This window comes from Paraburkholderia sp. GAS448, assembly GCF_050435685.1.
GTDB lineage: Bacteria > Pseudomonadota > Gammaproteobacteria > Burkholderiales > Burkholderiaceae > Paraburkholderia.
In genome coordinates this window covers 1-4,291 of sequence record NZ_JBNDKT010000105.1, presented here as the reverse complement: position 1 = coordinate 4,291, position 4,291 = coordinate 1, and the positions used below count along the sequence as shown (strand labels likewise).

Below are 4,291 nucleotides of genomic sequence, written 5' to 3'. Positions count from 1 at the left end.
GGCATCACCTCGTCGCGCTGCACGAATGAGGAAACCTACCTCGTGCAGAAGCTCGTACGTGCCGCGTTCGGCAACAACAACGTCGACACCTGCGCGCGGGTGTGCCACTCGCCGACAGGCTATGGGCTGAAGACGACGCTCGGCGAGTCGGCCGGTACGCAGACCTTCGCGTCGGTCGACAAGGCCGACGTGATTATGGTGATCGGCGCGAACCCGACCGACGGCCACCCGGTGTTCGGCTCACGGATGAAGCGCCGCGTGCGTGAAGGGGCGAAACTGATCGTCGTCGATCCGCGCCGCATCGATATCGTCGATACGCCGCATGTGAAGGCCTCGCAGCATCTGCAACTGCGCCCCGGCACCAACGTCGCGATCATCAATGCGCTCGCGCACGTGATCGTCACCGAAGGGCTGCTGAACGAGGCATTCATCGCCGAACGCTGCGAGACAGGCGCGTTTGAGCATTGGCGCGCGTTCGTCGCACTGCCGGAGAATGCGCCCGAAGCGACTGTCGAGATCACCGGCGTGCCTGCCGACCAGGTGCGCGAAGCCGCACGGATCTATGCGACCGGCGGCAATCCCACAGGGACTCCCTCCGGTCGCGCGGCGATCTATTACGGCCTTGGCGTGACCGAACATGCGCAAGGCTCGACGATGGTGATGGGCATTGCGAACCTCGCGATGGCGACCGGCAATGTCGGCCGCGAAGGCGTGGGCGTCAATCCGCTGCGCGGCCAGAACAACGTGCAGGGCTCGTGCGACATGGGTTCTTTCCCGCACGAGCTGCCCGGCTATCGCCATATCAGCGACTCGACCACGCGCGCGCTCTTCGAAGACGCGTGGCACGTCACGCTGCAGCCGGAACCCGGCCTGCGCATTCCGAACATGTTCGAAGCCGCTGTGCACGGCAGCTTCAAGGGTCTGTACTGCCAGGGCGAAGACATCGTGCAGTCGGATCCGAACACGCATCATGTGTCGGCGGCACTGTCGTCGATGGAATGCATCGTCGTGCAGGACATCTTCATGAACGAGACGGCCAAGTACGCGCACGTGTTCCTGCCGGGCTCGTCGTTCCTCGAAAAGGATGGCACGTTCACCAACGCGGAGCGCCGCATCTCGCGTGTGCGCAAGGTGATGCCGCCGCTGGCCGGCTATTCGGACTGGGAAGCGACGCTGCTGCTGTCCCGCGCGCTTGGCTATGAGATGGACTATGCGCATCCGGGCGAAATCATGGATGAGATCGCGCGCCTCACGCCGACCTTTCATGGCGTCTCCTACGCGAAGCTCGATCGGCTCGGTAGCATCCAGTGGCCGTGCAACGAAGAAGCGCCGGACGGCACGCCGACGATGCACGTCGACACGTTTGTTCGAGGCAAGGGCAAGTTCGTGATCACGAAGTTCATCGCAACGCCTGAAAAGGTCACGCGCAAGTTCCCGCTGATCCTGACGACCGGCCGCATCCTGTCGCAGTACAACGTCGGCGCGCAGACCCGGCGCACGGAGAATTCGCGCTGGCACGACGAAGACCGGCTCGAAATCCATCCGCACGATGCCGAGGAGCGCGGCATCAAGATGGACGACTGGGTCGGCATCGAATCGCGCGCCGGTCAGACCGTGCTGCGCGCGAAGGTCACCGAGCGGATGCAGCCGGGCGTCGTCTATACGACGTTCCACTTCCCCGAATCGGGCGCGAACGTGATCACCACCGAAAGTTCGGACTGGGCGACCAATTGCCCCGAGTACAAGGTGACCGCCGTGCAGGTCACGCCGGTCGAGCAGCCGTCGCAGTGGCAACAGGACTATTCACGCTTCAACGAGCAGCAGCTCGATCTGCTGAAGCGGCGCGAGCTGGCCAACGCCAGCGCAGGCAAGTGAGGAGCGGCGATGGATGCACAGAACCTGATCGAGATGGCGAACCGGATCGGCGAGTTCTTCGAGTCGATGCCGGACCACGATGAAGCGCTCGCCGGCATCGCGGATCATATCCGCTGCTTCTGGGAGCCGCGCATGCGGCGTGCGCTGCTGGCAGTGCTCGATACGTCGAACAAGGAGGCGTTGTGCCAGATCATGCGAGAGGCGCTGGCGGGCCATCGCGCTGAGTTGACGCCCGCTCAAGCATGAGCCGCGAAGCCAGCGGCGGCGTCGCTTGCGCTCGCGATACGGCGCACGGTGATGACGCACCGCCGGAAAAATTCGCATCGTCCGAGTCGAAATGGATGTCGATTCCGGCGTGACGGCATTCGTGACTTCAAAACAGGAAGAGACAGATGAAGATCTGTGTTTATGGCGCCGGCGCGATCGGCGCGTACCTTGGCGCGCAACTCGCACTGGCAGGCGCCGACGTCAGTTTCGTGGCGCGCGGCCCGCACCTCGCCGCCATGCAGGCAAACGGCGTACGTCTGCAGATCGACGGTACCGAGCGTATCGTCAAGGTGCGTTGCTCAGCAGACCCGCGTGAACTCGGCGTGCAGGACTATGTGATCGTTGCGCTGAAGGCGCATTCGGTGCCGGGCGTGGTGGGCGCGATGCAGCCCTTGCTGGGGCCTGACACAGCGATCGTTACCGCCGTGAACGGGATTCCATACTGGTATTTCTACAAGCATGGCGGCGAATTCGCCGGCACTACACTCGACAGCATCGACCCGGGCGGCAAGCAGTGGAACCAGCTCGAACCTGAGCGGGCCATTGGTTGCGTGGTGTATCCGGCGGCCGAAATCGTCGAGCCTGGCGTGATTCGCCATGTGTACGGCAAGAAATTCCCGATCGGCGAACCGGGCGGCGAACGTACGGAGCGGATCGAGAAACTGCACGAAATCATGGTGGCGGCGGGTCTGGACGCGCCGATCCGCGACAATATCCGTGACGAGATCTGGCTGAAGCTATGGGGCAATCTCTGCTTCAATCCGATTAGCGCGCTGACCCACGCGACGCTGGACGTCATCACGAGCGATCCGGCGGCGCGCGCGGTATCGCGGACCATGATGCTGGAAGCCCAGACAATCGGCATCCGCTTCGGCGTGCATTTCCGCGTGGATGTTGAAAGGCGTATCGATGGCGCGGGTGCGGTCGGCGCCCACAAGACCTCGATGTTGCAGGATCTTGAAGCCAACCGCCCGATGGAGATCGACTCACTGCTTACCGTTGTCCAGGAAATGGGCCGGCTGGTCGGCGAGGCAACGCCGACGATCGATACGGTGCTGGCATTGATCAAGCTGCGCGAGTGCATTGCGCAGCAAGCGCCGGTTCAGGTAGCTTCTTCGGGTTCTGGTGCAAATAGGGTAGTCGAATCGGTTAAAGTAGCTCGCTTGACGAAATGAGGGCCGCCGATGAGCAAGTTCAAGGACATCGCAAAGTTGTTCGCCGGTCGGCACTTCGATCGCGATACGATCGTTCTGTGCGTTTGTTGGTATCTTCGCTATAAGCTGAGTCTGCGTGATCTGGTCGAGATGATGGCCGAACGTGGTCTGTCGCTCGCTCACACGACGATCATGCGGTGGGTACAGCGCTACGCGCCGGAATTCGCCAAGCGCTGGAACCGCTTTGATAGGCCTGCTGGTCAGTCGTGGCGCGTCGATGAGACTTACCTGAAGGTGCGCGGCCGATGGGTCTATCTCTATCGCGCAGTGGACCGAGCCGGGCAGACCGTGGACTTCAGGCTCGGCGCCAGGCGCGACGTGAGGGCCGCCAAGGCCTTCTTGACGAAGACGATCAAGCATCAGGGGCGTGCACCGCACGCCGTCACGCTCGATGGCTATGCGGCCTCACACCGGGCGGTCCGCGAGATGAAAGCTGACGGCGTGCTGCCCGAAGACACCAAGGTCCGATCCTCGAAGTATCTGAACAATGTGATCGAGCAGGACCATCGCAACGTCGAGTCCAGGACATATGCTGGGCTTCAAACGATTCAGGAACGCGGTAAGCACCTTGGCCGGCATCGAGCTGGCACATCGCATCCGCAAGGGACAATTCGATCTCGCGAAACTGCGCCTCAAAGATACCACTACGCCCGCGGTCTGGGACGCCGTCCTCGCCGCATGACGATGTGACATACCGACAGGCCGTCTCTCGCAATAATCGAATATTTGCACCGGAACCGGCCACACTGAAAGCGAGCTTGGGTGCCTCCACTTTTAACACCCCGCTCGGCGTCGCAAATGAGAATCTGCGATTCAAAGCCAATCGCAGTTCAATCCAAGAGGGAATCACGCATGAAGATTCACGAGTACCAGGGTAAGGAAATCCTGCGGAAATTCGGAGTCGCGGTACCGCGCGGCAAGCCGGTATTCTCGGT

At 62.1% G+C, this 4,291-nt stretch carries 3 protein-coding genes and 2 pseudogenes; all 5 read left to right on the top strand.

Annotation, left to right across the window (positions count from 1 at the left end; all coding sequences use genetic code 11):
• Window positions 1–1,875, top strand: a 1,875-nt coding sequence (gene fdhF, locus P3T23_RS47125; protein ID WP_429322863.1) for a formate dehydrogenase subunit alpha, incomplete at its 5' end; no start/stop codon positions are given.
• Between the two features lie 9 nt (window positions 1,876–1,884).
• Window positions 1,885–2,121 carry a formate dehydrogenase subunit delta gene (locus tag P3T23_RS47120; RefSeq protein WP_429322862.1) on the top strand — a complete coding sequence of 79 codons (237 nt, stop codon included), beginning with the start codon at window positions 1,885–1,887 and terminating at the stop codon, window positions 2,119–2,121.
• Between the two features lie 146 nt (window positions 2,122–2,267).
• Entirely contained in the window at window positions 2,268–3,317 is a 1,050-nt protein-coding gene (locus P3T23_RS47115; RefSeq protein ID WP_429322861.1) for a 2-dehydropantoate 2-reductase, read from the top strand.
• A gap of 9 nt (window positions 3,318–3,326) precedes the next feature.
• Window positions 3,327–4,038, top strand: a pseudogene (locus tag P3T23_RS47110) (IS6 family transposase).
• A 170-nt stretch (window positions 4,039–4,208) separates the two neighbouring features.
• Window positions 4,209–4,291, top strand: a pseudogene (locus tag P3T23_RS47105) (ATP-grasp domain-containing protein); the annotation flags it as partial.

Coding starts and splice junctions, on each gene's coding strand:
- P3T23_RS47120 (WP_429322862.1), top strand. CDS start 1,885: ATGGATGCACAGAACCTGATCGAGATGGCGAACCGGATCGGCGAGTTC.
- P3T23_RS47115 (WP_429322861.1), top strand. CDS start 2,268: ATGAAGATCTGTGTTTATGGCGCCGGCGCGATCGGCGCGTACCTTGGC.